The organism is Bradyrhizobium sp. USDA 4461 (genome assembly GCF_054055655.1).
In genome coordinates this window covers 4,258,193-4,283,942 of sequence record NZ_JBSRXM010000001.1, presented here as the reverse complement: position 1 = coordinate 4,283,942, position 25,750 = coordinate 4,258,193, and the positions used below count along the sequence as shown (strand labels likewise).

At 58.9% G+C, this 25,750-nt stretch carries 24 protein-coding genes and 2 pseudogenes; 12 read left to right on the top strand and 14 right to left on the bottom strand.

Annotation, left to right across the window (positions count from 1 at the left end):
- Positions 1–36: 36 nt before the first annotated feature.
- The 3 genes from ACVINW_RS19880 to ACVINW_RS19870 all read right to left on the bottom strand — a co-directional run bounded on the left by ACVINW_RS19880 (position 37) and on the right by ACVINW_RS19870 (position 2,456).
- Entirely contained in the window at positions 37–873 is an 837-nt protein-coding gene (locus tag ACVINW_RS19880) for an SDR family NAD(P)-dependent oxidoreductase (RefSeq protein ID WP_456752849.1), read from the bottom strand.
- A gap of 975 nt (positions 874–1,848) precedes the next feature.
- Positions 1,849–2,121, bottom strand: coding sequence for a hypothetical protein (locus tag ACVINW_RS19875; RefSeq protein WP_456752848.1), 273 nt, complete (start codon positions 2,119–2,121; stop codon positions 1,849–1,851).
- A gap of 86 nt (positions 2,122–2,207) precedes the next feature.
- Positions 2,208–2,456: a DUF3551 domain-containing protein gene (locus ACVINW_RS19870; RefSeq protein ID WP_456752847.1), complete on the bottom strand. Its 249-nt coding sequence runs from the start codon at positions 2,454–2,456 to the stop codon at positions 2,208–2,210.
- Positions 2,457–3,185: 729 nt separating this feature from the next.
- Here ACVINW_RS19870 and ACVINW_RS19865 point away from each other — a divergent pair.
- The 3 genes and pseudogenes from ACVINW_RS19865 to ACVINW_RS19855 all read left to right on the top strand — a co-directional run.
- The gene (locus ACVINW_RS19865; protein WP_456752846.1) at positions 3,186–4,514 is read left to right on the top strand and encodes a type II toxin-antitoxin system HipA family toxin; all 1,329 of its coding nucleotides are present in this window, start codon (positions 3,186–3,188) and stop codon (positions 4,512–4,514) included.
- A 3-nt stretch (positions 4,515–4,517) separates the two neighbouring features.
- Positions 4,518–4,814, top strand: a complete 297-nt coding sequence (locus tag ACVINW_RS19860) for a helix-turn-helix domain-containing protein (protein ID WP_456752845.1) — start codon at positions 4,518–4,520, stop codon at positions 4,812–4,814.
- Positions 4,801–5,043 (top strand): annotated as a pseudogene (locus ACVINW_RS19855) (transposase); the annotation flags it as partial. The gene ACVINW_RS19860 and the pseudogene ACVINW_RS19855, both read left to right, overlap by 14 nt.
- A gap of 239 nt (positions 5,044–5,282) precedes the next feature.
- Here ACVINW_RS19855 and ACVINW_RS19850 read toward each other — a convergent pair.
- The 10 genes from ACVINW_RS19850 to ACVINW_RS19805 all read right to left on the bottom strand — a co-directional run bounded on the left by ACVINW_RS19850 (position 5,283) and on the right by ACVINW_RS19805 (position 14,210).
- Positions 5,283–5,489 carry a hypothetical protein gene (locus ACVINW_RS19850; protein WP_456752844.1) on the bottom strand — a complete coding sequence of 69 codons (207 nt, stop codon included), beginning with the start codon at positions 5,487–5,489 and terminating at the stop codon, positions 5,283–5,285.
- On the bottom strand, positions 5,486–6,478 hold the full coding sequence (locus ACVINW_RS19845) for a nodulation protein NodZ (RefSeq protein WP_456752843.1): 993 nt from the start codon (positions 6,476–6,478) through the stop codon (positions 5,486–5,488). The genes ACVINW_RS19850 and ACVINW_RS19845 overlap by 4 nt, the downstream gene beginning before the upstream one ends.
- A 532-nt stretch (positions 6,479–7,010) precedes the next feature.
- The gene (locus ACVINW_RS19840) at positions 7,011–7,802 is read right to left on the bottom strand and encodes an ABC transporter permease (protein ID WP_456752842.1); all 792 of its coding nucleotides are present in this window, start codon (positions 7,800–7,802) and stop codon (positions 7,011–7,013) included.
- Between the two features lie 3 nt (positions 7,803–7,805).
- A complete protein-coding gene (gene nodI, locus ACVINW_RS19835; protein WP_456752841.1) occupies positions 7,806–8,726 on the bottom strand; it encodes a nodulation factor ABC transporter ATP-binding protein NodI in 921 nt (306 codons plus the stop codon).
- Between the two features lies 1 nt (position 8,727).
- On the bottom strand, positions 8,728–10,437 hold the full coding sequence (gene nodU / locus ACVINW_RS19830; protein ID WP_456752840.1) for a nodulation protein NodU: 1,710 nt from the start codon (positions 10,435–10,437) through the stop codon (positions 8,728–8,730).
- Between the two features lie 13 nt (positions 10,438–10,450).
- Complete coding sequence (nodS, locus tag ACVINW_RS19825; protein WP_456752839.1) at positions 10,451–11,083, bottom strand: nodulation methyltransferase NodS; 633 nt, start codon at positions 11,081–11,083, stop codon at positions 10,451–10,453.
- Between the two features lie 12 nt (positions 11,084–11,095).
- Positions 11,096–12,466 carry a chitooligosaccharide synthase NodC gene (gene nodC, locus ACVINW_RS19820; RefSeq protein WP_456752838.1) on the bottom strand — a complete coding sequence of 457 codons (1,371 nt, stop codon included), beginning with the start codon at positions 12,464–12,466 and terminating at the stop codon, positions 11,096–11,098.
- 15 nt (positions 12,467–12,481) lie between these two features.
- Complete coding sequence (gene nodB, locus ACVINW_RS19815; protein ID WP_456752837.1) at positions 12,482–13,141, bottom strand: chitooligosaccharide deacetylase NodB; 660 nt, start codon at positions 13,139–13,141, stop codon at positions 12,482–12,484.
- Positions 13,138–13,770, bottom strand: a complete 633-nt coding sequence (locus ACVINW_RS19810) for a NodA family N-acyltransferase (protein ID WP_456752836.1) — start codon at positions 13,768–13,770, stop codon at positions 13,138–13,140. Before ACVINW_RS19810 ends, nodB begins: the two co-directional genes overlap by 4 nt.
- Before the next feature lie 56 nt (positions 13,771–13,826).
- Positions 13,827–14,210 carry a hypothetical protein gene (locus tag ACVINW_RS19805; protein WP_456752835.1) on the bottom strand — a complete coding sequence of 128 codons (384 nt, stop codon included), beginning with the start codon at positions 14,208–14,210 and terminating at the stop codon, positions 13,827–13,829.
- Positions 14,211–14,617: 407 nt separating this feature from the next.
- On the opposite strand from ACVINW_RS19805, the gene nodD1 reads away from it, so the two are divergent.
- Both nodD1 and nodD2 read left to right on the top strand, forming a co-directional pair.
- Entirely contained in the window at positions 14,618–15,562 is a 945-nt protein-coding gene (gene nodD1 / locus ACVINW_RS19800) for a transcriptional regulator NodD1 (RefSeq protein WP_456752834.1), read from the top strand.
- Positions 15,563–16,201: 639 nt separating this feature from the next.
- Positions 16,202–17,197, top strand: a complete 996-nt coding sequence (gene nodD2, locus ACVINW_RS19795) for a transcriptional regulator NodD2 (protein WP_456752833.1) — start codon at positions 16,202–16,204, stop codon at positions 17,195–17,197.
- A gap of 400 nt (positions 17,198–17,597) precedes the next feature.
- Here the strand turns inward: nodD2 and ACVINW_RS19790 are convergent, their stop codons facing one another.
- Complete coding sequence (locus tag ACVINW_RS19790; protein WP_456752832.1) at positions 17,598–17,984, bottom strand: hypothetical protein; 387 nt, start codon at positions 17,982–17,984, stop codon at positions 17,598–17,600.
- Between the two features lie 138 nt (positions 17,985–18,122).
- Here ACVINW_RS19790 and ACVINW_RS19785 point away from each other — a divergent pair, with 138 nt between their 5' ends.
- From ACVINW_RS19785 to ACVINW_RS19755, 7 genes and pseudogenes are all read left to right on the top strand, one after another.
- Positions 18,123–18,836, top strand: a complete 714-nt coding sequence (locus ACVINW_RS19785; protein ID WP_456752831.1) for a MerR family transcriptional regulator — start codon at positions 18,123–18,125, stop codon at positions 18,834–18,836.
- Between the two features lie 345 nt (positions 18,837–19,181).
- Positions 19,182–20,294, top strand: coding sequence for a branched-chain amino acid ABC transporter substrate-binding protein (locus ACVINW_RS19780; RefSeq protein ID WP_456752830.1), 1,113 nt, complete (start codon positions 19,182–19,184; stop codon positions 20,292–20,294).
- Positions 20,295–20,898: 604 nt separating this feature from the next.
- Positions 20,899–21,174, top strand: a complete 276-nt coding sequence (locus ACVINW_RS19775; protein WP_456752829.1) for a hypothetical protein — start codon at positions 20,899–20,901, stop codon at positions 21,172–21,174.
- A 60-nt stretch (positions 21,175–21,234) separates the two neighbouring features.
- Positions 21,235–21,492, top strand: a pseudogene (locus tag ACVINW_RS19770) (transposase); the annotation flags it as partial.
- 167 nt (positions 21,493–21,659) lie between these two features.
- A complete protein-coding gene (locus ACVINW_RS19765) occupies positions 21,660–22,688 on the top strand; it encodes an LLM class flavin-dependent oxidoreductase (RefSeq protein WP_456752828.1) in 1,029 nt (342 codons plus the stop codon).
- 1,119 nt (positions 22,689–23,807) lie between these two features.
- On the top strand, positions 23,808–24,182 hold the full coding sequence (locus ACVINW_RS19760; protein ID WP_456752827.1) for a NolY: 375 nt from the start codon (positions 23,808–23,810) through the stop codon (positions 24,180–24,182).
- 877 nt (positions 24,183–25,059) lie between these two features.
- Positions 25,060–25,305: a hypothetical protein gene (locus ACVINW_RS19755; RefSeq protein ID WP_456752826.1), complete on the top strand. Its 246-nt coding sequence runs from the start codon at positions 25,060–25,062 to the stop codon at positions 25,303–25,305.
- The last annotated feature ends 445 nt before the right edge of the window (positions 25,306–25,750 follow it).

Sequence of the window (25,750 nt, the reverse complement as noted above, 5' to 3'; positions counted from 1 at the left end):
GAAACTCAAGACAGCCGCGTTACCAGCTTGCTCGATTCACAGATGTTGCCCACCATTGATCGGCACCTCGGCGCCCGTGACATAGCTTGCGGCATCCGAACATAAGAAGAAGATGACCTTGGCCACTTCGTCGGGCGTACCCACTCGGCATAGCGGAATGTTTGGCACGAGACGCGTTTCCGTATCGGGCGACAACATGTCCGTCCTGATCTCGCCGGGCGCGATCGCGTTCACGCGAATACCATGCGGCGCGTAATCGTGGGCCATTTCGCGTGTGAGGCTCGCAAGCGCAGCTTTCGACGTCGCGTAGGCGCTGCCGGCAAACGGGTGCACCCGCGAACCAGCGATCGATGTCACGTTGACAATCGATCCTGATGCGGCCCTTAACTCGTCAAATAGACCCCGCGCCAGCAGGATCGGGGCCACCAGATTCAAGTGGAACACCCTCATCCAGGTTTCGGTTGACGTCGACAACGAGGTCAGCCGGTCTCCATCGGGCGCCTTCGGCGAGATGCCGGCATTGTTCACTAGCGCGTGCAAAGGTGCGCCCGCCAAACGCTCCCTAACCTCCGTAATCAAGCGCGGCAGCGCTTGATGATTGCTGAGGTCGGCCTGGACATGATCCTCGCGCCCGGACTCCCACGGGCACCGCTCGCCGTCGAACGGCCGCCGCGCGCAAGAAATGATGCGCCAACCCGCCTCCGAAAACAGCTTGGCGGTGGCATGACCGATTCCACGCGACGCCCCGGTCAGCAACATCGTCTTTTGTTCACCACGATGGACGCGAGCTTTATCGGCGTGAAAGGGACAGCTCAAATGTGTCTCGGGCAGCGGAGCTCCGACTGGACCGTCATTTGGTAGATCGAAACCCACGCCCGCGTCCTCTCCTGTAGCGCCGCTGGCCAACGCGTAGCAGGATTTGGGCCACTACGATGCACGCAAATACGCTCCCATTTTGCGTCCTAATGTCGCGCACTCAAAACGCTTGGCGGATTCGAGACACGGTGCGTGCGCTTTGCGACAGCGATGGCGCATCGCCGACACACGCCTGAGTGTGCGCTGTCTACTGCTCAGACCAACACTCAGTCGCGCTGTTGTGATCGCCGAACCGAGCAAAGCGAGCGGACGAACAGCTCCGCAACGTGTCGAGGCAACGATGGGTCAGGAAGGCGGAGATGCCCATGGCCGCGTCTTTGCGATCCGAAAACTGACGCGAAGCCGCCATACGTAAGGTATCGCCGCAACGTACACCGACCTCATCGCAGCTGTGAAAATCAGTCCAAGCCCTCCTCTAGAGCGGTTTCGAATTTGATGCGAACTTATGTGCCAATAGGAGAATATTCTAACCCCCTCGGCGTCGCCGGCGCCGAGTGAAGAGAGGGACGTTCGCGGCGAGGCTTCGGCTTCGCTGCGAAATTGCACCAACGAACGAATCATAAATCCGAGACGCAATGCGATGGGCTCGGCTGCAGAGATTGAAGAAGAGCAGTCACCGTCGCCGCCGCCGCGCACCGCGAGGAGGTGCCGAGGAAGATCGAGAACATCGTCTGGGCCCGCGTCGCGGGCCGCTGCCAATATGCCGGCTGTAATAGGCTGCTAATCGGCGACCAAGTCTCCGGAGCGGCGAACGCCAACAGCGCCTACATCGGATAAAGATTATCACGACATGGGAGGGGGTATGCCTCTCTGATTGTCGAAAGAGTAATCGTCGTAGTTGGGAAACGCCAACAAAATTCATCCGTCGTCCCTGCCTCTCGGGCAATCCAAATCGTTCCGAAAGCAGCGATTTCGCGGCGGTAAATGCCCGGACTGGTTTCCGATCCGAGTCATGCCGAATTAGAACCTGCGCTAGGCGATCATCTCCATCCATCTGAAAAACGACGTGGAAAGAGTGCTCGCCGATTTTGACCTCGGGAATCGATATCTACGAATAGAAAGGGCCATATAGTCGCGCGGGGCGATCTTCAAATTTTTTGAGCCAACTGCGGCGATGATTTCCATGCTTTGCATTCCCCAGCGGATGCTCTGCCAGCCGGGCACGTGATGCCTCCGTGGCAACGACCGCCGCACACCAACGAACGACAGCGTGGTGCTACTGCCGATAATGGCGCGGTGTCGCATTCGAACCCCCTCTAACCCGGAGACCATTGGCGATTTCTAGGCCTGTCCAGGCTCGGACAGTGCCAGGGCCGCCCTTCCGACATGCACTAGCGATGTCGATCTCTGTATTGCCGCCGCTGCTCGCCAAATGCCGCGCGTGGATTGAGCCCGCACGTCACGTTTCGCCCGGACGCGGATGCGAGGCACTGTGCATGGGTCTGGTACATGCAATCGCCGGGATATCCGACGCCTCTCCCCTGCACGCACCATGGAAAATCCCGAGCGCTCGCCGGAATAACGGTTACGTACCCCGCGATCCCAAACGCCAGAGCGGCAAACAACAGAGACACACGCATTGGTGACTCTTCAGCTCGAAGCCCGATTGTTCCAACGGAGCGAACGAGGCGTAGTTCTCCTTAGAAGCTCATTAAGATGGCTCGGGCCGGCTGAGACTCTCAGCTCTAAATTCCCGCGTCGGCATGTGCATGCAGAATTCCCGGCGTTCAGGTGCGTGCTCATGCCAATGTCACGATACCCTGCCCTACACGACGCATCGATTATCCAATACGCGAACCGCATCACATCCATTTGCACTCAACGTGCTTGCCCAGAGCCTTTTCGGACTCCAGATGCTCAATTTCCGCGACTGCTCGCCGATAGAAGAGGACAAAACGGGTGTCACTGCATCAACTGTAGCTCGGCCCCCGCTGACGACTCGCCTTGGTGCAGTCGCTTCCGCGCGTCAGGTCAGGGCATACGCGGGGCACGGCACCGGATCCCCAAAAGATAGGCGAGCGGCAAGTCGCCGGCCGATGGGCGGCTCGGAGGGCGCCGCGGCGACTATGCCGAGATCGACGTTATCCTCAACTATCTGCTGCAGCGGATGGGCGAGGCCGGGCTCAACCAAACTCATTCGAGCCGAGTCCGGCGGGCTCCCCAGCGGCCATGGCGGTACGTGTCCTCGGCGGCCACGTAGCTGACGGGTCGCCCGAGACCATAATCAGGTTCCAATTCTTGTTTATAAGCCCTATAATGGGTTGATTATTGATATACGGCAGAATAAATAGCCCTTAAAGGGGTCGATTGTGAAGCTTACCGTACAAACGTTTTTGGACGGCACGTGGCATGACGCTGCCGTCGTAACGCTTGCCCAGGCCGAGACTGGGATCGGAAGCCGGTCTTCGGCCGGCTACGAGATGAGCTATTTCTATGAGCACGGAACGACAAAGAATCCGGTTCGCGACCTTCGGGCGTACTCGGTGGCCGCGCCAATCGACCTCGAGGACCGGACGGCGGACACTTGGCCGGCCTTCCTGCTGGATCTGATCCCTCAGGGGAAGCAGGCAGAGCGTATGGCCGCGTTTCTCGGTCTCAAAGCAAGCGATCCAGCGACCCAGATCAAGCTGCTGCTGCGATCGGCCGGCGCTCCAGTTGGCAATCTCCGCATAAAGGAAGCACACGAGGAAGAAGACCAGCGCATCGAAAAGATGGTCCGGATCGGCGTCTCAATGGACGACGTTTTAGCGCGTACAGACCATTTCCTCGCGATGGCGGACGACTCTGCCCTTATCGCCTCCGGCTCCAGCGGTCTTCAGGGCGACTGGCCGAAGGTCGCGCTCACAAAGTCGATGGCGGACGGTCTCTGGTATCCCGATCCGATGGTAGCCGACGATGATGCCGGGGACCATGTGATCGCCAAGTTGCTTCGAAGCGAAGAAGGAATCGACCAGCGGATCCTTCAATCAGAGGCCGCCTATGCGAAGGTCGCAAAGGATTTCGGGTTGCATGTCGAGCGGACCAGCACACACGGCAACGGCGTGCTGGTCGTGCCGAGGTTCGACCGCGGACGAGATTCCAGCGGACTGATCCGGTACGGTCAGGAGAGCCTCGTGTCCGCGATCGGCGTCGCGGCGTTCGGGCATCTGGAGAAGCACGAAACCTATGTCGCGCAGCTTCAAGAGGTCTCTTCTGACCCGCTCGCGGACACGATCGAATATTTGCGGCGCGACATGCTCAATCTCGCGATGGGCAATCCGGACAACCACGGCAGAAACACCGCGTTGCGCAAGTTCCCCGACGGCCAGGTGCGTCTGTCGCCGCTATTCGATTTCGCGCCGATACGCATCTCGCTCGCGGGGATCGTGAGATCCACGAAGTGGGCCTGCATGGCTTTTGCCGGCGGCAGTGACATCGATCCGGATTGGCGCCTGATCTGCGACGCCGTCGCGAGGCCCGGCGTGCCGGCGGACGATCTCATGGCCGCGCTCGCCGAGAAGGAGGACTTACTTCGCGCGCTGCCTGAGGCGGCGCGCATGTACGGTGTGCCGGACAGCGTCATTGCCAGCGCCGTTGTGCGCGGCGACGATATGGCCGACAAAGTGGCGAGACTGCGGAATCGACCGACTTACGGATAGACGATGCCGAGGATACGAAAGCCCACTCGGGAAGAGATATGGGATCGCCGCGCCGCGATAAACGAGAAAGCTCGGAGCGCGCGACTGCGGCTGCCAGAAGGCATCGCCGAAATGCGGCATGCGCTCGGACTTTCTCAAGCTGAATTCGCGAAGGCATTTTCACTCACCACTCGACAAGTCTCCGAGATGGAGCGGGGCGGCGCCAATCCGACGGTAGCGACCCTCGAGCGCATAGGTCGCGTATTCGGTTTCCAGATCGGCTTCGTACCGCGCGCAACGCCCCGCGACCTTCATGGTTGAGGTCGGTGACGTCCGCCGCTTTACGAGCCCGCGGCAGTTAATGGCCTATCCGGGCCTTGTACCTTCGGAACGCTCGACCGGTGGTGCCGTACGCCATGGTGACATCACCAAGACCGGAAATGCCAGAGCGCGCGGGGTTTTGGCTGAGACCGCCTGGACTTACCGCTATCCAGCCAAACTGGGAAAACGAAAGTATTCGCAAGCCGGCACATGCCTGAGGCCGCGCGAGAGATTGCAGCCCCATGGCCGCGCCGATTGGTCCCACGATCAAGAAGCCAGGACGCTGAATGGTCCAGCCCGGCGTCAGCGCGATCCCCAATGTGCTGCTTCGCGCGAGGGCGTGGCCGGCGGCCGCGACGGCACTCGCCGGCTGAACGTCGGACCTTTCGATAACTTAGTCCGTGAGCAGCCATGGAAGGCTATCAGTTTCGATCCCCCCGTGGCGAAGCCGAAGCCGATTCCACCTGTCTAGCGCGGTGGCAGTACGTTACGGCCACTATCGTCCAGTTCCAGCTTCCGCGGATGCCTTCCGGCCGCCGGATCTTTCTTCTCTCCAGCGCAAGGGGTCGCTGGAGCGTCGGTTTGCGCAAGCAGTTGCCGCGCGGAAAAATAACGGCAGTACTGCTCGATGCAAAAAGCGGTCATCAGGTCGATAAAACGGGTTACGACGTTCATGAAGCCACGAGCTCTCGTGATGGCTCCTCAATCAAGATCAATCGGTTCGGATCGTTCAAATCGAACTCTATCACGCGCGGCGCACAGAGACGCGCATAGCGTGTGAAGGCGCTCGTCGGGGGAAAACGGATCACGGTGTCGCATCGCCCAAGGAGATACATCTCGATCAGGGCGGAAACGCCGCCCTCAACTCCGAGGGCCGCACTATGCAAAGGCCCGGCTTGAGGCGCCTGGAAGCGCTTTGGGATCGTGAAAACATCGGGAAACAGTGCCGACACCTTCTCAAGTACGAGCGCGCTGTCCGTGCATAGGAATGCTCTGACCGGTTTCGCATGCGGTAACGCCTTTGCCTTATCAATGGCATCACAGACCTGTCGCAAGGCGCGCTCCGGATCAGCCCAGTAGGGCGCATGCCCCATAATATCTTCGCCGTTGCCGTGCCGAACGTGAATGCCGATCACGCTGTACGGCTCAAAGTGCTCACGGAAGATGGCATCGATCCGCGCCTGCACTTCGGATCGCGGCTTGATGCTGCGAAAGATCTCTCGTTCAGCTTCCTCATCGCAGCGCCACATCAGGCAGGCGTCACATACGACCGTATTTGCATCGCAATCTTGCTCGCTTTGAAACAGTTGATCGAGTTCATCGCGCTCCCGGAAAATCTGCTCATCCGGCCGATAGACGCAGTCGATGGTCGGCCTGTTCCACCATGCCGGGAAGAACGGCCCCGGAAATGAGAGCTCACTGATCTGGTCGTCGCAGATCACCCTTACACCGCCAATCTCTTGAACTGGCTCGAAGAAAGCCGGAAAGGCATTGGTGAATGGTTGATCGAGATAACAGGACCCGCGCCAATCGATGACCAGGTTCCGTCCGGTCCGCTGCGCAAAACGCCAAGCTGCCGCCAACGACCATAGACAGTCGCCTAACCCGGTACGTCGTCGGGAAACAACGAAACGATCATTTTGCGCACTAACAAACATTTGCATTACGTCCCTGCGGGCTCCTGGTTGAGCGGATATCATCGGAAACACCTCACATATGATTTTGGCCGATGTTATGGTCGGCACTTGCGCTGCTCGCGATCTGCGTCGGTAAAACTTCATGGCAGCGCTATCCTCCTAGCGGGTGCTCCCAGCTCTTTCTTCTCTGTTCAGAGCGGTTGCGCCGATATATCCGATTTCAGCCGAATACCTATTCTGTCCTGACTACCTGAGAACTGGTGGAGTGCTGACCCGCTTTAGTCGCTGCTGTTCGACGTAGCGGTCACACAGCCATGCCGCACGAGAAGCGTGGTGCCCTCCCCGCGAGACACCTATTGGGCAATCGGGCTAGCTTTCATGGATCCTGTCTGGCTTTCACTCACTTCCCGACACAACATCGCGCTCTCCATTTTGACCATCTCGGGAAGGCAACCGCCGCTCCACCTTAATCGCCTGTGCCGTCACGATCCGCCACGCTTTCGGTTGCTCCTGCCGCGCTTCGCTCCGCCTGGACCGGTGCAGCGAGCCTGTCAATTCGTCAGCGCAGTAGGCGGCGCCGAAACAGTGCCGTCGACATAAAGAAGGGCAGCACCGCGTATATACAAAGCGCTCCGACATGGACGGCAACGCCGCCGGTGACCGCGCGCTCAAGCATCGCCGGGCGAATGAGATCGACCGAATGTGCGAGCGGCAGCAAGCCTGCGACTTGCTGAAAAGAACTCGGCAGCTGGCTGTTCGGAAAGACCACACCACACAGAAACACCATGGGTGTAATGATGAGCGTCTGGTAAAATACGAAGTAGTCGTAACTTGGCGCAAGAGATATGACGACCATAGCCAGGCTTGCGAAGACAAGACCGGTAAGGCCGACCGTCGGCATCACGTACAAAACGGAAGGCCAGGAAGCGTAACCCAGCACGGCAGCGACTATTCCGATTGCGGTTCCGGCCAGAATGGACTTACTGGCCGCCCAGACCAATTCGCCCAGAACAATATCGCCAAGCGTGAGCTGTGTCGACAGAATCGCTTCCCAGGTGCGATTGGCGCCCATCCGGGCAAAGGTCGCATACATGGTTTCAAAGGTCGCGGATGTCATGGCGCTGGTCGCGACCATGCCCGCCGCCAAAAATGCGATGTACGAGGTCCCCTCAACGCGGCCCACGATTAGCCCGAGACCGAAGCCAAGGCCAAACAGGTTGGTTATTGGATCTGCCAGGTTGCCGAGAACCGATGCAAGTGCGACTTTCCTCCATGCCAGGAAGTTTCGATGCCATACCGCGGTCCAATTGTAGGCGTTGGCGGGCATCAGCGCGGCAAAACTTTCACCCATCTCTCATTTCTCCATCTCGCGTCCGGTTAGCCGCAAAAACACGTCTTCGAGATTCGGCGGCCGCTGCAGAATGCGAAGGCCTGCTCGCCCGCGCAGTTGCACACGTACCTGCTCCGGATATGGCGCATAACAGAACAGCGTCTCTCCACTCACTTCGATGTTCCGCGCGTAAGGCCTGATCAACTCAGCGAGCTCATGTGGATCACCGCCATAGACCTCGATCACGTCGCATCCGATATGCTCGCCGATCAACGCTTCCGGCTTTCCTTCGGCGATCATGCGTCCACTCTCGAGCACGCACAGACGATCACACAGACGTTCCGCTTCTTCCATGAAGTGAGTAGTCAAGAGGATCGTCTTGCCGCGCGAAAGCAGGACACGCAGGCGTTCCCAGATCAGGTGACGGGCGTGCGGATCAAGACCAGTCGTAGGCTCGTCCATCACGAGCAGATGCGGGTCATTGATAAGAGCGCGCGCCAGCGTGAGCCGTCGCTTCATGCCACCTGACAGTGCAGCGGCGCGCACGTCCGCCTTGCTTTCAAGACGCGCAAACTCCAGCAACGAGGGTACGACCGCCTCGATCTTGCTGGCGCTCATGCCGAAGTAACGGCCGAACATCCGCAGGTTCTCTCGTACGGTGAACTCGAGTTCAAGGTTATCGAATTGCGGCACTACGCCGATGCGCATACGTGCGACGCGAGCCCGTGCAGGCACAGCTTCGTCAAGGACTGTAATCTTGCCGGCATCCGGCGAGATCATCCCGAGGAGCATACGCGCGATCGTGCTCTTGCCGGCTCCATTCGGCCCGAGCAGGCCGAAGCATTCTCCGCGCGCAACCGAGAACGACAGTTCGTCGACAATGACCTTGCCGCCAAATGACTTTCGTACGCCGGCAAGGTCGATTGCTGCGGTGGACATGTTCATCTTAAGCCGACAGAAGCCGTTCAGCCGACGTTGGCTTTCCTACGAGCGTTCTGGTCCAAAGCAGACCGTCGCACCAAACGTGCTCCACGCGTCCCCATTCGCAGGCGGCGGCGGCATCCGGGAAGAATCCTCGGCCGTTCAGGTTGGCACTCGTATTACAAAGCAGTGGAATGCCCGTGAGCTGCTCAAATTCGACGAGGAGCTCTGCGATCTTGTGCGGAGAGTTGCGGGCGACCGTCTGCAGCCGCGCGGAGCCATCCAGATGGACGACGGCGGGGACCTTATCGCGCCATTCCGCCCGGGTCTGGTGATCGAACAGCATATAAGGATCTGGCGTGCCGGGGCTGAAGATCTCTGGCGCTCGATCCTCCAGGCAAATCGGCGCTACCGGCCGGAAGCGCTCGCGACGCTTGATGTCGTTGAGATGATCTTTCATTGCCGCCGAGGTCGCTGCCGCAAGAATGCTTCTGCCACCCAATGCGCGCGGCCCGAGCTCGGCGCGTCCCGAGAGAAATATCACGGGCTTGTTGTCGGCGAGTATGGCCGCGAGCTCTCGTAGACTGCACGGCGCTGCCTCCCATTCTGACGGAATCTCGCTGGTCTGTAGCGCCGGGCCGCTGTAGACTGACCATTCGAGTGGCCCGAACCCATTTTGCGCTGCCATCGCACCGCAGGCAGCGCCGATCGCCGAGCCGCTGTCATTTGGAAACGGCGGCACCCAGACCTCATCGAACAATCCCGTCGCGCGAAGCGCACTATTCCACTTGATATTGAGCCCACACCCCCCGGCGACACACAGGTTTCTCGCGCCCGGAAGCGACGAGTGCCGCAGCAGAACCATCGCGATTTCCCGAACAAGAAGACGCTCCAGGAATACATGAAAGGACGCCAGAACGTCCTCCGCACGCTTGCCCGTCAGGCGCGGCGCGCTCGCCTCGAAAAATTCGTGCACAGCCGCAAGCGACGCCTCCGCATTATTGATATCGGCGCGGTAGCGACGCGCCTGCTCCGTGTCGGCCGCGAAGCGCTTTTCGTAAAGCTCCTGAAACACTGTCACGATGGATTCATCGACAGAGCCGAGCGCGATATAGGCCATCAGCTTGCCGGCGATGCCCAAGTCCCAATTGGTGCGGTTCGGCTGCCTGTAAGGCCCGAAATGAAGGCCCGCGGCAGCATAGGCATGACCGATCATCGGAAACAGGCTCGCGATGAGCCGCGCACCCCGCGGTTCGACATAGTAGAGACGTGGAAGGATACAGCCATCCCACACCAGACAGAACGCGGGTTTTCCGGCGCCGGCAAAGGGGCTGGTGCTATAGGCCGACGCGACGTGGCCCGTCACGTGGGGGTAACTCTTATAGGGAAATACCTTGCCACCGAGGATCAGGCCGTAGCCGTCGACGGAATCAAGAAGGCCCTCGGCGTGCCGCTCGACATATGGCGCCCCTTTCAGCGCGATCGGAACCGCCCCACTCAGGACCTGGAATTGCGACTCGATCTCCCCATCCCAGCCATCGATGACGAACTGATCAATATCTCGAGGGTCAAGGCCGTGTTCGGCCAATGCGAGCACGACTGCATCGAGGTTATCGACGGATTGGTAGCGTGGGCTGTTGGCGCGTTTCTCCTGCTCGGTGCAAAAGACAAGCTTCCCGTCCTCGACGACGGCAATTGCGCCATCGTGTGTTAACTTAATGCCGCAGATGCGCATACGACCCCCTGACCTATTGACCCAAATTTGGTTGTTCTGACGAGTTAGTCGGCTTCCGGAACAGGACGAGCAAACAGTCTTCGTTGACCGACTCAGTGTGGCAATGCAGACGCTCGACCTCGAATAGCTTCTCCTTGAAGAGAGCAATCACCGTTTCCGCGCCGGCCGCATGGCCCCAGCGTTGACACGTGGCATCACGTGCCGATCCGAACACCAGAGCGCCATTTGGTGCAAGCATGCCCGACAGATTGCGGATGGCCGCGTGCATCTCGGCGACGTCCTTGAGGTAGTAGAGAACCTCGGCGACGACGATCAGATCGAACCGCTCAACAGTCGAGAACTGTTTAATGTCGCAGGTTCTCCACCTGATATGTGACCATCTCTTGGTCCGTTGCCGCGCCCGCTCAATCGCCTGTGGCATGACATCCACCACGGTGAGCTGTTGGCAGTGTGGCGCCAGCATTTCGGTGAATGCGCCGGCCGCACATCCGACCTCGAGTGCATGCGCAACATCGCCGTTGCAACGCGAGATCCGGAGCATTTGCGCATAGCGCTCCTGCTCGAACGAATTACTATCGAGACGCCATGGATCGTCGACAGCCAACTCGCGTTCCAGTAGCTGGTAGTTGTTGTTGTCCGGCGTCATGGAGCGTTCAACCTACTTGTAGGCACTCGATCGATCGTGACCACAAATCTCGGTCGCGGCCACGCTCGATGGAAGGTGCGAACGCTCGGACTTGCGAATTGCGCCGGAGCTCGCCCCGCTGCTTGCAGACCTTATTGCGGCGGTCGCGTGCGGGATGACAGCCTTCTTCTCTGCTTCGCTCGTCACGATGACCTTTCGCGACAGCCAGTCGCTATTGCTCAATGTACAAAGCGCATAAGCCTTCAGCGGCAGCAGGAGAAAGATGTTGATGGGTGTGTGGAGCGAGAAGCCGATAAAACGCAGATCGCGAGCACGGAATGCCGCCACGCTGCAACGGACCATCGTCATTGCCGCAATCGTCAGTACTGTCCACCAGGCCACCGACCCCGCGATGACAAACTGAGTGAATGCAGCCAGCGACGACAAGGCGAGAAGCAAGGGGCCTAGATTTTGTCCGACGACATCCAGCGTAAGATAGCCATCGAGCTCGGGCAGCAAACGCAATGCAAGGAACGTGTCCCGAAAGGTGCTGCGGGCCCAGCGAAGTTGCTGTCGCAGATATGGCCCGAGGCTGTCGGGCACCACGGTGGCCGCGATTGCGTCGGGAACATACTCGGTTCGAAATCCAGCCTTGAGCATCAGGATCGTCAGATGACGATCCTCGCCGAAATCGCTTGGCTTCCCACGGAAGAATTGCGTTTCGTATTGATCCAGCAGCATCGCGAGCGCCGAGCGACGATACATCGCACATGGGCCACAGCAACACATCACCGCGCCGAATCGAGCCTGGGCCGCTCGCTCCTCGTTGCAGGCCAGCCAGTATTCCATATCGATCAGCTTGGTCAGCCAGGTTTGGTTGCGATTGCTGGCTACCAACTGCCCCATGGCCGCGCCGACCTCGGGGTGCTGCATCTTCGATACAAGCTTCGTTACCACGTCGGCGGCAAGTATCGTATCCGAGTCAACGTTGAGCACCAGATCGCCGGAAGAACTGCGTATCGCTGCAATCTGCGCCTTGCGCTTTCCGACGTTCTTGGCGAGCAAAATAACGCGAAACCTCGAATCGTTCTCGTAGATTTTGTGTACAGGCGCCACAAGGTCGCGATTTGCGGATCCGTCGTCGACCACATGAACTTGCAGCATTCCAGCGTAATCCTGGCCTGCGAGCGACGCGAGGCATTCAGAGAGCGTATCTGGATCCTCGTTGAAACAGGGCACGATGACATCTACGCTGGGCAGAACCACCTCGGCTTGTCCTGGATCGTCCTGCAGCTGCGAGGTATTGACCGGCTGAGCGTAAAGCGCTTGCGCGCTCTTGTAGACGGTCGAGAGCAGCGCATAAGACGAAACGGCGACAGCGCTGGTTGTAGCGAGTAGATCCATGGGGTGCCAATTTTTTCAGTGAAGTTGAGGAAGCGGATGGATTTCGAACCCGCGCAGCTGCAGTGCCGGAATCAGATATGACAGCGCCCTCACCGTCTGATCACGCGACGTGGCATCCGTGCACGATATCGCCTCATCCGGAGGATATCCGTCGTGCAGGAGCACAATTGCGCCCGGGCGAACGGCCGCCAGCACCGAGTTCACGATGCGATCGACCCCGGGACGTGACCAATCTCTTGGATCGACCGACCAGTGCACAGCTGCGAGGCCTGCCTTGGCTGAGGTAGCAAGCACGTCTTGGGTCCATATGCCGTAGGGGGCCCGCACGTGCCTTGGCAACGCCTGCGGACATGCCGATCGAATGGCCCTGCTTGCGGTTAGCACCTCATCGTGTACCTCGGCCGGCTCGCATCTGGACAGATCCGGATGCGTCATCGTGTGGTTTGCAACCTCGTGCCCTTCGGCGATCATTCGCCGAATGAGTTCAGGCTGGTCGGCCGCATACATGCCGATCACGAAGAACGTCGCCGGCACCCGATGTTGGGTCAGCACATCGAGCACGTCCGGCGTGCAGAATGGGTTGGGCCCATCGTCGAAGGTCAAGTAGACCGAGCGACTTCCGCTGACGCCGCCGTAGTCGCACCGCGCAGCAGATTGGCGGATGAGTTCGTTCACAGCTCGGGCCCGTTGCGATCGATAATCGTTCCGGCCGGCCACTCGCCCATTGAGCGTCCAACCGGGAACACCACCACGAGCACATCTTCGACGCGGATCGGCGACAAATTGGGGTAGACATCTGGCTGGGTGGAACGGACACGAACCCCGGACAAGAGGGTTGCCGACCCCTGCCTTCCGACCAGCCTGGTAAGATGCTTCTCGAGCGCGGGCCGGACCGTGCCAAAACCGAACGGCACCCCAAGCTCCTGCAGCACAGGAAGCATCACCCGCATCGAGTGGCTGACTCCAAGCCCCTCAAGGTCCGGACGTACGGCATATAGTCCGAGTTCGGCCACGAGAAGGTCGACGCCATCTATCTTGATGAAGCGGCGTAATAGACCGACATGAGCCGCGACGCCGCGCGCGTCGTGACCGATTATCCGTATTTCGGGCCTTGCACCGGCCCAACTCCGATTGCCTTCGAATGGCTGCGCATTGAACGCGCCGGTCGGCCCGTAACTCCTACGGAAGAAGTCGGCAAGCTCGGCATGATCGGCGAGCTGCAACTCGTGTTCCCAGCGGCGGCTCCACTGGACTTGAGTGCGCGGGGAAGGCGATTCCGCAGTCCTGGATGCGGCAATATTCATGGCGGACTTCCCTGCGCCAGTGTGGGTGAGAGCGGAGATGGTCACTAGTCAACTCTCTATTTGCCGAGCCGGTGATCTGTCTGAACTTCGAAGGGATGCGACGTCCGCCCTCGGCTCTCCTCGCAGACCCCGCCGGAGCAGAGCGACTCGGAATGCCGCCTCATCACTGGCCATACGATCGCGCAGCTCACGCGCGTCGTTTCGGCCAGTCCGTCGTCGACATATGCCCGGACATCCCAATGAGGCGGCTGGATTGACCAGAGCCTATCTGCACGATGGAGAGGCTCCGCCGCGTCCAGGATCACGATCGGCGCTGCCGTATCGGAGGGCTGGCCATCGATGCGTGAGAGCTCATCGAGGGCGCGCCCGGCTGGCACCAGATCAACTTCGGTCTTATGCATCTTCGACACACCTTGAATTGCGATGGACAGGCGCGCCATTTGGCCAGTCGCCGGAAGTGTTTGGCATCCGCAATGTGCGCACGCCAATTGGTCGCGACACTAAGGTGAGGCTGAGCACGCCCTCAAGTGTACGCGGGTAAACCGCCGATATGGAAAGGGATGGAACACACATACGAAGGTTTAGCGGGACCTGCGTGGCGTCGCATCGTGTGCTCATCGCACAGGGAAACGGCGCAACTCGCATTCGGCAGCAACACCCACTGCTCGCACCGATTCGGTGGCCGCTCGCACGTCCAGGAGTTCGTCTTCGAGCTCGCGTGCGATCAGCAGCCATCGTGGTATGCCTAATTCATTTTCCAAACCCATGTTTGCTATCCAACATTCCGCAATTTGGTAAAATCGATTGTTTCGATAGGACACATCCACACGATGGATAGACTCACAACATGCGGTTCAAGGGACTTGATCTAAACCTTCTCGTTGCGCTCGATGCTCTGATGACCGAGCGCAACCTCACGGCGGCAGCGCGCAAAATTAACCTCAGCCAGCCCGCTATGAGCGCCGCAATCGCGCGGCTGCGCAGCTACTTTCGCGATGAATTGTTTACGATGAGAGGTCGCGAGCTCGTCCCGACGCCCGGCGCCGAGGGGCTTGCAGGCCCCGTTCGCGAGGCCCTGCTGCACATCCAACTCTCGATCATCTCTCGTGAAGCATTCGACCCGATTCAGTCGAGCCGACGCTTCAGGGTCATTCTCTCCGATTTCATGACCATTGTGTTTTTTCGGCGGATTGTCGATCGTATCGCGCAGGAGGCGCCCGCGGTGCGTTTCGAATTGCTGCCATTTTCCGATGAGCCTGGTGAGCTGCTCCGCCGCGGCGAGGTCGACTTCCTCATTCTGCCGGAATTGTTCATGTCGAGTGCGCATCCGAAGGCGACGCTATTCGAAGAGACCCTCGTGTGCGTGGGATGCCGCACGAACAAGCAGCTATCGCGGCCACTTACTTTCGAGAAATACAATTCTATGGGGCACGTTGCTGCCAAGTTCGGACGGGCGCTGAGGCCCAACCTCGAAGAATGGTTTTTGCTCGAGCACGGCTTGAAAAGACGGATCGAGGTCGTTGTGCAAGGCTTCAGCCTTATTCCGCCCATATTGCTGGATACGGGCCGTATAGGGACAATGCCGTTACGTCTTGCCAGACATTTCGAAAAACGAATGCCCTTGCGGATCGTGGAGCCACCGCTTCCCCTGCCTTCATTCACCGAGGCAGTGCAGTGGCCTGCATTCCACAATACCGATCCGGCCAGCATCTGGATGCGGCGAATCTTGCTGGAGGAGGCATCCAACATGGTATCTGGGCATTGGGAACCCACAGCGCGCAGGCGCAGCTAGCTTCACCACCAGCCGCCCCCCGCAGTTAAAACAATCATACCCGATCGTTCGGCGGGCTTGCCGGCTTTCTCATTTCAGCGTCATGTACAGCCATGCGGCAAAGTGCGCGCGCGCTGGCAATGGACATCCAGCTCGCGCACGTCATGATTCTCGCAAAATGTCGTCTAGTACGCGTGTACTGCCGGCACGATCCGGCACCGTCGCGGAAGGACCCGCTTCGTCGGGTACCATGATATTTGACGAGGCTAATTTAACTGCTTGAATCCGACACTGCGTCAGGTTGTAGTTTCGCCTCCTGACTAACGCTGCGCTGGTGGACGTCAATGGGTTGCATCGGGCGAACTCACGAATATACGCGATTGCCACTTCGGCTGGTCTGCCACTGATAACTCGACCAGGCCGAGTTGTCAGTGTGGCCCAGGATCGACGGAGCTCGATCAGGCTGCCGCCCGACGAGTCCAGAGGTAGGTCGGTGCCCCGGTCGCCCTGCCGGCCACTCTGCGATGATCCGCGAGCTTTCTTTGCGCGATCGCGCCAGACGAACGAAGTTGATTCGGGCGAACCAGTGCTGCCTCTTCAGATGCAGCCGTGGCCGCTCATTGTATGCACCGTAAAGACGATCGCGTCGGATAATTGGATATGCGCTTCAAAGGCCTGGATCTGAATCTTCTCGTTGCCCTCGATGCTCTTATGGCTGAGCGCAGCCTTACCGCAGCGGCACGCAAAATTAACCTCAGCCAGCCAGCCATGAGCGCAGCCGTGGCTCGGCTGCGCTCCTATTTCCGCGATGAGCTGTTTGCAATGAGGGGCCGGGAACTTGTCCCTACCGCACGCGCAGAAGAACTGGCGGCTCCCGTTCGCGAAGCTCTGATGCACATCCAACTCTCCATCATCGCCCGAGACGCGTTCGATCCGGCGCAATCGACCCGGCAATTCAGGATCGGCCTCTCTGACTTCATGACGGTCGTCTTCTTCCGACATGTCGTAGAGCGGGTCGCACGAGAGGCCCCTGCCGTCAGCTTCGAACTGGTGGCGCTCACCGATGAGCACGATGAGCTTCTTCGGCGCGGCGAGGTTGATTTCGTTATCCTGCCGGAACTATTCATGTCCAGCGCGCACCCACGGATAGCCCTGTTCGAGGAGAGGCTGGTGTGCGTTGGCTGCAGCACGAACGGCCTGCTGCAGCGACGGCTTACATTCGACCGATATATGTCAATGGGGCACGTTGCGGTTAAGGTCGGAGTTGCGCGCAAACCTCCCATCGAGGAGTGCTTTTTGCTCGATCGCGCCCTCAACCGACGCATCGACGTTTTCGTGCAGAGCTACGGTATGATCCCGCCCATGCTGGAGGGCACGAGCCGCATAGGGACCATGCCATTCAGGCTCGTTAAGCATTTCGAAAAGATGGCCCCCCTTCGGATTGCCGAGCTTCCGCAGTCATTCCCCACCTTCACCGAGGCGGTCCAATGGCCCGTCCTTCACAACAGCGATCCGGAGAGCATCTGGATGCGAGAGATATTGTTGCAGGAGGCGGCTCGCATGACATCTGTACCTGACGAGTGCTCCATGATCTCGGCCTCGGGACAAGCGGAAACCGACGGACGCTTGGCGAGAGCTGCCTCGCGGTTGTCGTAGGGACCTTTGCAGCCTACCGAGTTTACGCATGTTTCGGCAGCTGCGATTTGGACTTCTCTGCCGACATCCATTCTTTGCTCATGAAAGTCCCGCGGCTTCGCCGGCTGAGCCGCCATCACGACGCTGTCGTAGCCTGCACATGAGTATCGCAACCGACATGCGGGCGATGGATCAAGCCGCCCGTCGCATGTTTTCGAGAGGGACGCGCATCAGAGACGAAGCACCATACGCCTGACGCTCGCTCAAGCCAGGCGCAACACAACACTGTCTCGCCTCGCAGTTATATATAGATGACTGAGATCGGCTCGGAGTTCGCCGTCTACTCTCAAAGCTAGCAGCTCTCTTAACGCGCGCGGCCGATTTCGTTTTCGCCGAGCCGCAGAGCTCTCACACCGACCGGTTACGGAGGTGGCGAGATTCGCTCGTGCGATTCTGCAGAGCACCGCGCACCTGTGTTGCCCTGTCGCATCACCTTAAAGTGCATCGCATCTTCATCGCTCTGCGCCGCCGGTCTGACTTCTTTTGGCCCTACCGCGGCCAAACGTCTTGACGACGTGCGCTGCTCTGGCGCAATGACAACAAGGAGCTGAACGTTGGAACAGTGCAGCGGCGTATTCGATCCGGAAGAACTTTCCGTCTTGGGACACCTCTTTGACAGCGCAATCGCCGCGTTACCGCCATCGATGCGAACTTCTGAAAATCGCGCTGCGGTTGCCAGACTCATCTTGGAGCGTGCAGCGATCGGCGATTCTGGGCTGGCATGCCTGACGAACTTGTTGACCACCATTTCCCCTCAGGGTTGATCGCCGGCCATTCTAAGGATAGTCACCATCTCTTACGCTGGAATAGAAGACGATCCAGCTAGAGCTTTGAAATAGCTTGAATCACACGTGACGTCAGGTTGTAGGCTTTGAAATTGAACAACATGAGCAAAGCTACACCACGTAGGCGTCGATGGCGCATTGGCGAACTTGCAGAGGCGACCGGAGTGACGGTACGCACGCTGCATCATTATGAACATACGGGACTGCTAGCCGCATCAGAACGGACTGACGGCGGTCATCGGATGTACGATCGCGAAAGCGTTCAACGGGTTCATCAGATTCGAGCGCTACGTGAGCTTGGCTTCTCCCTTCATGAGATCCGCAAGGCTATGGAGGGCACGACTTCACTGATTGATCTGCTGCGCAAACATTTGGAGCGAATCGAACTTCAAGTCGCTCGAGCAACCCTGTTGCGAGATCGTTTACGTGACATGACGACGGACAGCGAAATCCAGGTCAGTGTAGACGAGCTGCCTGCCACCTTAGTCGCCATGTCGCGGGTTGAGACGCGTAGTCAAACCTCGCGATGCACCTGTAAGCTGGCCGCCGAGCGCGACGAGAGGTGGCGGCGGATTCGCGACGATCTGCGCGATTGCATGGATAGAGGCGAACACCCCTGCGGTGAGCGAGCAAAGGCTGTCGCAGTCGCGGCGCGGTTGCTAATCGGCGAAATCGCCGGGGCTGATTCACGCGTTTCCACGATCCTCAAGGTCCTTGCGCGGTTGAGCGCTCCGCGCAGTCTCGCGGGTTGGGATCCCAGTCTCATGCAGTATCTCGATCTCGCCCTTGCCGGCTTGGAAGATCAGCCGTACTGACGAGCCTGGCGCAGGCGCGCGCGCGGAATTGTCCCTCGGTCTTTGGCCTTCGGGATGAGAGCCGATGACGCCTCGTAGCATGAGTTCCAGGCGCGGCAGCCGAGTGCGCGGCTGAATCAGAAAACTCTTCGCGCCTGGCCCCAAGAGCCCCCATCGAGGCCATGGTCAGACGCATCCTCAAAAAGAGCTTGAACCGCACGTAACGTCACATTGTAGGCTCTGGTTGCGGTGTGGCCGAGCTGACGCGCACGACTTCGCTCGGCAGCAGCAACCGCATCGTCGTCCGGAGAAAAGTCGGACCGCCAACGCAGGCGGCTCACTTCAGGTGAACATTGGAGCTCTACAATGTTGGGTAGGCGCTACGCTTTGGCTGCAAGTGCAGCACTGCTCTTCAGCGCTCTCGGCCCGACCACGCGCGCCTCCGACGTCAATATCGCCGTGGCTGGTCCCATGAGCGGAAGCAGCGCCGCATTTGGCGCACAAATGCGCAATGGAGCGGCTGCCGCCGTCGAGGCCTTGAACGCATCGGGCCAACTTCCAGATAGCAAGCTGATATTGACGGTCGTCGACGACGCATGTGATCCCAAGCAAGCTGTCGCAGTCGCGAACAAGCTCGCAGCAGAGCGCGCACGGCTGGTCATTGGTCATTTTTGTTCTTCTTCGTCGATTCCAGCCTCCGATGTCTACGACGAAGCGGGCATCCTTCAAATGTCACCTGGTTCGACAAATCCTCAGCTGACGGAACGCGGTCTTAAGACGGTATTTCGGATCTGCGGCCGAGACGACCAACAGGGGCTCGTTGCAGCTGAGTACATTCACAAAAACTACCGTAACGAGACGATCGCAGTGCTCGATGACAAGAGCACGGCGGGCAAGGGCATTGCCGACGTGGTCGCGGCACAGCTTCAGAGGTCAGGTGAGTCCGTCATTCGACAAAGCTATGTGGCGGGTGAAAAGGACTATGCTGCACTAATCTCGAGAATGAAGAAGGACGGGGTACGGGTCGCCTATATCGGCGGATACCATGCCGAAATCGGACTGATCGTACGCCAGGCATCGGAAGCGGGTGCCGGCCTCACCATCATGGCGAACGATCCGCTGATGACCTCTGAATTCTGGGCCATTACCAGCAGTGCCGGAAATGGCACGTTGTTCACCTTCATGGACGACCCTACCAAGAAGGCCAACGCGGCAGGCATCGCGGCCACACTCAAAGCTGCCAACCTCTCGGCCGAGGGCTACACGCTTTACGCCTATGCCGCCGTCCAAGCATGGGCAGAGGCGGTGAAGCGGGCCGGCTCGTTCGATGCTCGACGGGTCGCGGACGCCCTTCGTTCGCGCCCGACCGATACCGTAGTCGGCCCAGTTCTGTTTGATTCCAAGGGAGATAACGCAGCCCCTGGCTTTCTCGTTTACCGTTGGCGCGACGGGCATGTTGAAGCCGTCGAACAGAACTGATCGGGGCGATGCGTAGCCTCCCACAATTCAACCCGGGACACAGATGATGAGACACCCTGACGACCTTGGCGCGGCGATACTCGGGTGCTCTCTTGTACTCGCGGCTTTCGGAGCATTTTTTGCGCTCGCTGCGGCGCTCGCACAGCTACCTGACGTCGATCCGCAGGCAGATGAGTTACGGCAGATGATAGACAAATAGTACCCGTGCCAGCCCTCGGTGTTGCTACTCGACCTTGCCAAGCGTGTTTCGATCAGTTCGATGCTTGCTCTCTTTGGTTCGCCGCATCTTCCTCAAACAAGCCTTCGATGGCTTCTGCGGCGGCTAGGCGAAAGACGGTTTAGTCGCAGAACCTAGCTATGAAATTCGCTTTGCAGGGACAATTTGCGCTATCGAGCGCGCACGCTGAGAAATGCACTTGCGCGCTGCAACCGATGGCCATTGCCGCGCCGCGCGAAACGGCGCGAACTGCGCACGACAAAACGACCAATTGGCCTTGCGGCCAACCCCCTCTTCACGCGACTTGCGTCAAACCTGTCGTCAATGAGACCCCATTGTCGCTAGCCGCCGCCTCAGTCGGAGGCCTGGTGTTGCCCTTGCACAGCAATGCCGGTCTGCAAGGAGCGGATCCACCTGGAGGCGAGCCGCCAAGCCGCCCGCAGCGAGCTGCAAATCGGCGAGATTCGCGCGGCCCGGAATATTTTCAGCGTCAATGTGATCCGCCAAGCCATCGGCGTCCGCATCTTTGGGCGCCGTTTCGTGTTCAAGGACAACCTTCGGCCTATCGGGCCTGAAAGACGGAAAGTTGCAGCAGACTTCATTGAGCTCGAGCCTTCTGGAGCACCTTCCGACCCAGGCTTCGCCCTGGTGCGCGGCAGGTGACCTCTCATTGGGCATTTGCTCCAGCTGGCGAGCAACTCCTGCCGCAAGAGGGGCGGACAAATGAAGCGATCAAGGTTCACGGAAGAGCAGATCATCGCGATATTGAAGGAGCATGAGGCTGGTGCGAAGGCGGCCGACGTCGCTCGCAGACACCGGACCTCTGAAGCGGCGATCTACAATTGGAAAGCCAGGTTTGGCGGAATGGACATTTCCGCGGCCAAGCGGTTGAACGCCCTGGAAGAGGAGAACGCGAAGCTAAAGATGCTTCTCGTCGAGCACATGCTCGGTGTGGCGGCGCTTCGCGAGCTTCTGCCAAAGTAGTGGTCAGGGCTCTGCAGATCCTCAGACCCAATCACCTCGTGCAAGCCCCGGGCCACCATACGACAGCGAGCAGATCAAGAGCCGTCAATTACCGGAGAAGCCATCCTTGAGCAAGATTGCATCGGGCAACCCGGGACTCCTGCTCTGAAAGCGGAGATGATCAAGTGAAGAGCAGCCCTCCTTCAAAACTGACGTGCGGAATCTTCGACCATTTGGACGACGACGGCCGCGATATCGCGCGACAATACGAAGATCGCCTCAAGTTGGCGGAGGTCTGCGATTCCCTGGGCTTCTACGCGTATCATCTGGCCGAGCACCATTGCACACCACATGCGAGAGGGCCGTCGCCAAATCTTTTTTTATCTAGCGTCGCGCAACGCACTCGGAGGCTCCGCGTCGGTCCGCTGGTCCTGTTGCTCAATCTCTATCATCCTTTGCGCGCTTTCGAAGAGATCTGCATGCTTGACCAATTGAGCGGCGGCAGGCTTGAACTCGGTATCGGACGCGGTTCGCTGCCGGCCGAATGGGGCTATTTCGGCATCAGCGCGGACGCGGCGCCAGAACGCTACGAGGAAGCCAGCAAAATCCTAAATGCCGCGCTGAAGGGGCACCGGCTATCCTATCACGGACGCTTCTTTGAGCTCAGCGAGATACCTTTGACGATGAGACCTCACCAGCATCCGCATCCGCCGACCTGGATCACGAGCAATCGGACGGAGTCGGCAGAGTGGGCTGCAGCAAATGGCGCCAATCTGGCGTGTCTGGGCCGCTCCTCAGCTGTCCGAAACATTACGGATGCGTTCCGTTCCGAGCGAGCGCGCATTGCGCCCCCGGGCGATCGGGAGCCGTTTCTTGGCCTACTCCGCATGGTCGTGATCGCGCAGTCCGACCGGGACGCCCATGCGGCGGCGGAAACGGCTTATCAACGATGGCTCGAGACCTTCAAATTCGCTTACGAGCTGAATGCCATTCCGACGCCATCTGCCCTACCGCTGACCTTCGATGCAGCGCTCGATAGCGAATTATGCGTCGTCGGAACGCCAGCTTCCGTCCGACGACTCCTTCTTAGCCAGATGGACGAAGCAGGTGCCAACTACCTACTTTGCCAGCTTGCCTTCGGGAACCTTCCATTGGAAGCTTCTCTATACACCGCAACCGCAATCAGATCTGAAATCATCGCTAGCTGTGGCTGACAATCACTATCCGAGCTTGGCAACCAGAGGAGCTGCGCTTCGCGACCTGCATCCATGATCGGCGGTCCTGCGGAACGAGCGAATTCAGAGCCTCTGCCTTGATCGGCAGGAAATCCACAGAGCGATGAGGACACGATCGCATCGATCAGCAGTCATAGCGGTCTGTCTACCGGTATCGTCGGAGGTGATGTTAACCGGCTTCGAGGAGCGACGGCATGACAAGCCGGCCCGATTCGCATGCGGTTGGCATTGTGCGTCATCGAAGAACAGATCCGCCACGATCGAGGGCGCTATCCGCGGGTTGGATGCATCCCATCAAAACTTTCGATTTTACCGGTTTTAACCAAATGTCCCATAGTCGGTCGCCGGTTTCCGGAAAGCTTCGCGAATCACGTGTGACAATGAAACCATTTTGCTTCGAGCATGGTTGCAGGGCGACTCCATCCGCCCATGTCTGCATCCCCAACGACACTCCCTCAGCTCGCAAATCCCGGCATCCGCCCACTTTCGGCTGGATGGCACATCGCAACCTCTCACACGCGATCTACCGCTTAGTCGCCGACCTCATTGTCATCATGCTAAAGGCGTCCCGCGACATTGGCTCTCATATACGCTTAAGGGCTGGGGTCCATGCGTGCGCCGGCTAGAATTCCGACAGGCGGCCTGCGCTCGCAGCCAAGGCGAACCGGACCTATCGCCCTGAGCCTCCTGCCCGCGCGATCAACCTGGCGCTGTGACGGCTCGCAGACGATACAGAGCCGTCAGCGATCTGACCGCCCAATTTGCGAGACACATATTCTCAGGCCACGACGAAGCATTGCACTCGATTTGTGTAGCAGGATCGGCCACACAGTATCACTGCGCGATCCACTAAGTCGCCGTTGGCGATCCTTACTGCGCTCGCCGGTTGAGTGCTGCTCGGCACCGGGATCCCTTACTCGCATCCTGCAGACTTGTACCGTGGTCATCTCATCTCATGCACCGCTCGCGCCTGAACGCTCGCATGGACACCTTCTGCTGGCGCAACCCGTTCTAGCCGCGCAGCTGCGGACCTTACGGGACAAACGACGTACCACTTTACTCAGCCTACCCTGCTTTTAATTACTCTGGAGCAACACCGTGAAACTTGACCCTTCCAATTCACGCATAGAAGACCTGACGAACCGCATCGACCTGCAACTGGACATCGTGACCGCCCTCGTCAGCGAGGACGGTAAGGAGTTAGAAGCGATCAGACTGCTTAATGCACACACAAACGAAATGATAAATGCGGAGCTCGCCCTCGGTCAGCTCGCCGATGCGAGGGCCAGCGGCTGCATTGGCGACGGGCAGGCAGCGCGGACACCCCGAGACCGCGGCGTCTATCATCCAGAGGACCTTCAGATTTTGGGACGCCTTTTCGATCAAGCGGTGGCGGCCTTGCCAGAAGCTCTGCGCACTCCTGCCAACCGGATAAAGATCGCCATCCTGATTCTCTCGCGTGCGGCGGAGTGAGGTTCTATTTCGACTTTTCCGTCGGTTGACGGCGCGCTCAGGGCCCGACGGGACAACAACGGCGTGCTGCGGTTCAACGTACCCAGCACCGCAGCAAGCCTCAGATTGGATTTACTTTTGGTCTCACGGAGCGAGGCGCCGCCAACGCTTTTTCCGTTTGCAGCCGTCAGGACCGTCGCCGGATTCGAACGGATGCCATCGCACTAAGCGATCTTGCTGGGGAAAGGACCCGGTTGCTCCTCGCGCTCAGCTGGGCTTTTCCTGCATCAAGTATTTCATAGCTATAATATTCTATATGCCGCAGCCAGCTCCACGGCGGATAACGAATGAACGCAACGCATGTGACGGCGTCTGTGGTTGAACAGAAGAACGACGGCTACATCGCCGACATATGTCGCAAAGCAACAAGTCCTGTCCAGAACGCATCCAGCACTTAGAAGATGACATCTTACAAAACGGCCATTGTACAAAACGGACAATACTCGGGTTCTAGCGCTTCTTAGCTCGAGGTTGCCGAAAAACATGTGGTGAACGGCCTTTTTTCAGCAACGACTGTTGCGTGGATCGGTCCGGGCCGATCTCTTGATTTCTTGGACGAGCCGCTACTGACAGCAGGTGATGCGGGCAATCGGCAGAGAAGCGAACGACAATAGCATGCTCGCCTTCAAATGAATCAGAATCATTCGAATTGAAGCGCACCACCGCGTTAGGTCATCCGCGCTTCACCAAGCATCTATATGAATTCCCTTGCGGCGCCGAGATCAGCTCGCACGCGAGCCCGCCTAGGGATCCAACCCTTGCCAGCGGGATAGATCACGGGCGCTCGGTGCTTTGAACAAGTTACTTCTTTATGTTCAGGATATCGCGGGAGTTTGAGATGACTCAGATCTCATCCGAGCAAGTGGAAGCGCCAGAGGTTCTCGCAAGCGCCGCATTTGATAAGGCGTGGCGCTTTGTCGAGAAGGACCCGCTCCTGGCGCATAATCACAAGGCAGTGCTTCATAGTCGCTTGCGAGCTTCCCTGGAGTGTTCGATAAGGAATGGCGAACGGAACGCCTTGCATTTGGCAAACGAGGCGATACGCAACTTGCGCGCAGAATTGGCATTTTCGACCAAACAGTAAGGTTGCTCCCACTCCACTAGGAACCGATCGGCAACGCTACAGTTCTCCCTGATCCCGAGCGGCATGTGAGCTATCTCGATATATATCGCGGTCGAGTCTTCCCAGACCATTCCGCTTCGCTGAACCGCGCCCTCGGCTAACGATTCCGGTACGAAGCTCCTGAGATACCAGTCAGCCAGAGCCATGATCGTAGACGGTCGCGAGACCGTCAACGGCAATGCGAGTTCGTCGCCAGACGGGCTGCGTCGCACCGCAGGCCATCATCAGCAAATCGTTTTCTGGAAAGGAGACGCTCGGCGATTCATCGCTTTCTGTTCATTGAGCGCTGCTTAGTCCGCAGATGACTTCGCCCACTGTTTGTACCTTTCCGTTCGAAGCATCTTCATCAGGTCTATGCATTGCGATGGTTCCGCAGCTCCACAATCTGACGCGGCGTTCGATTCAG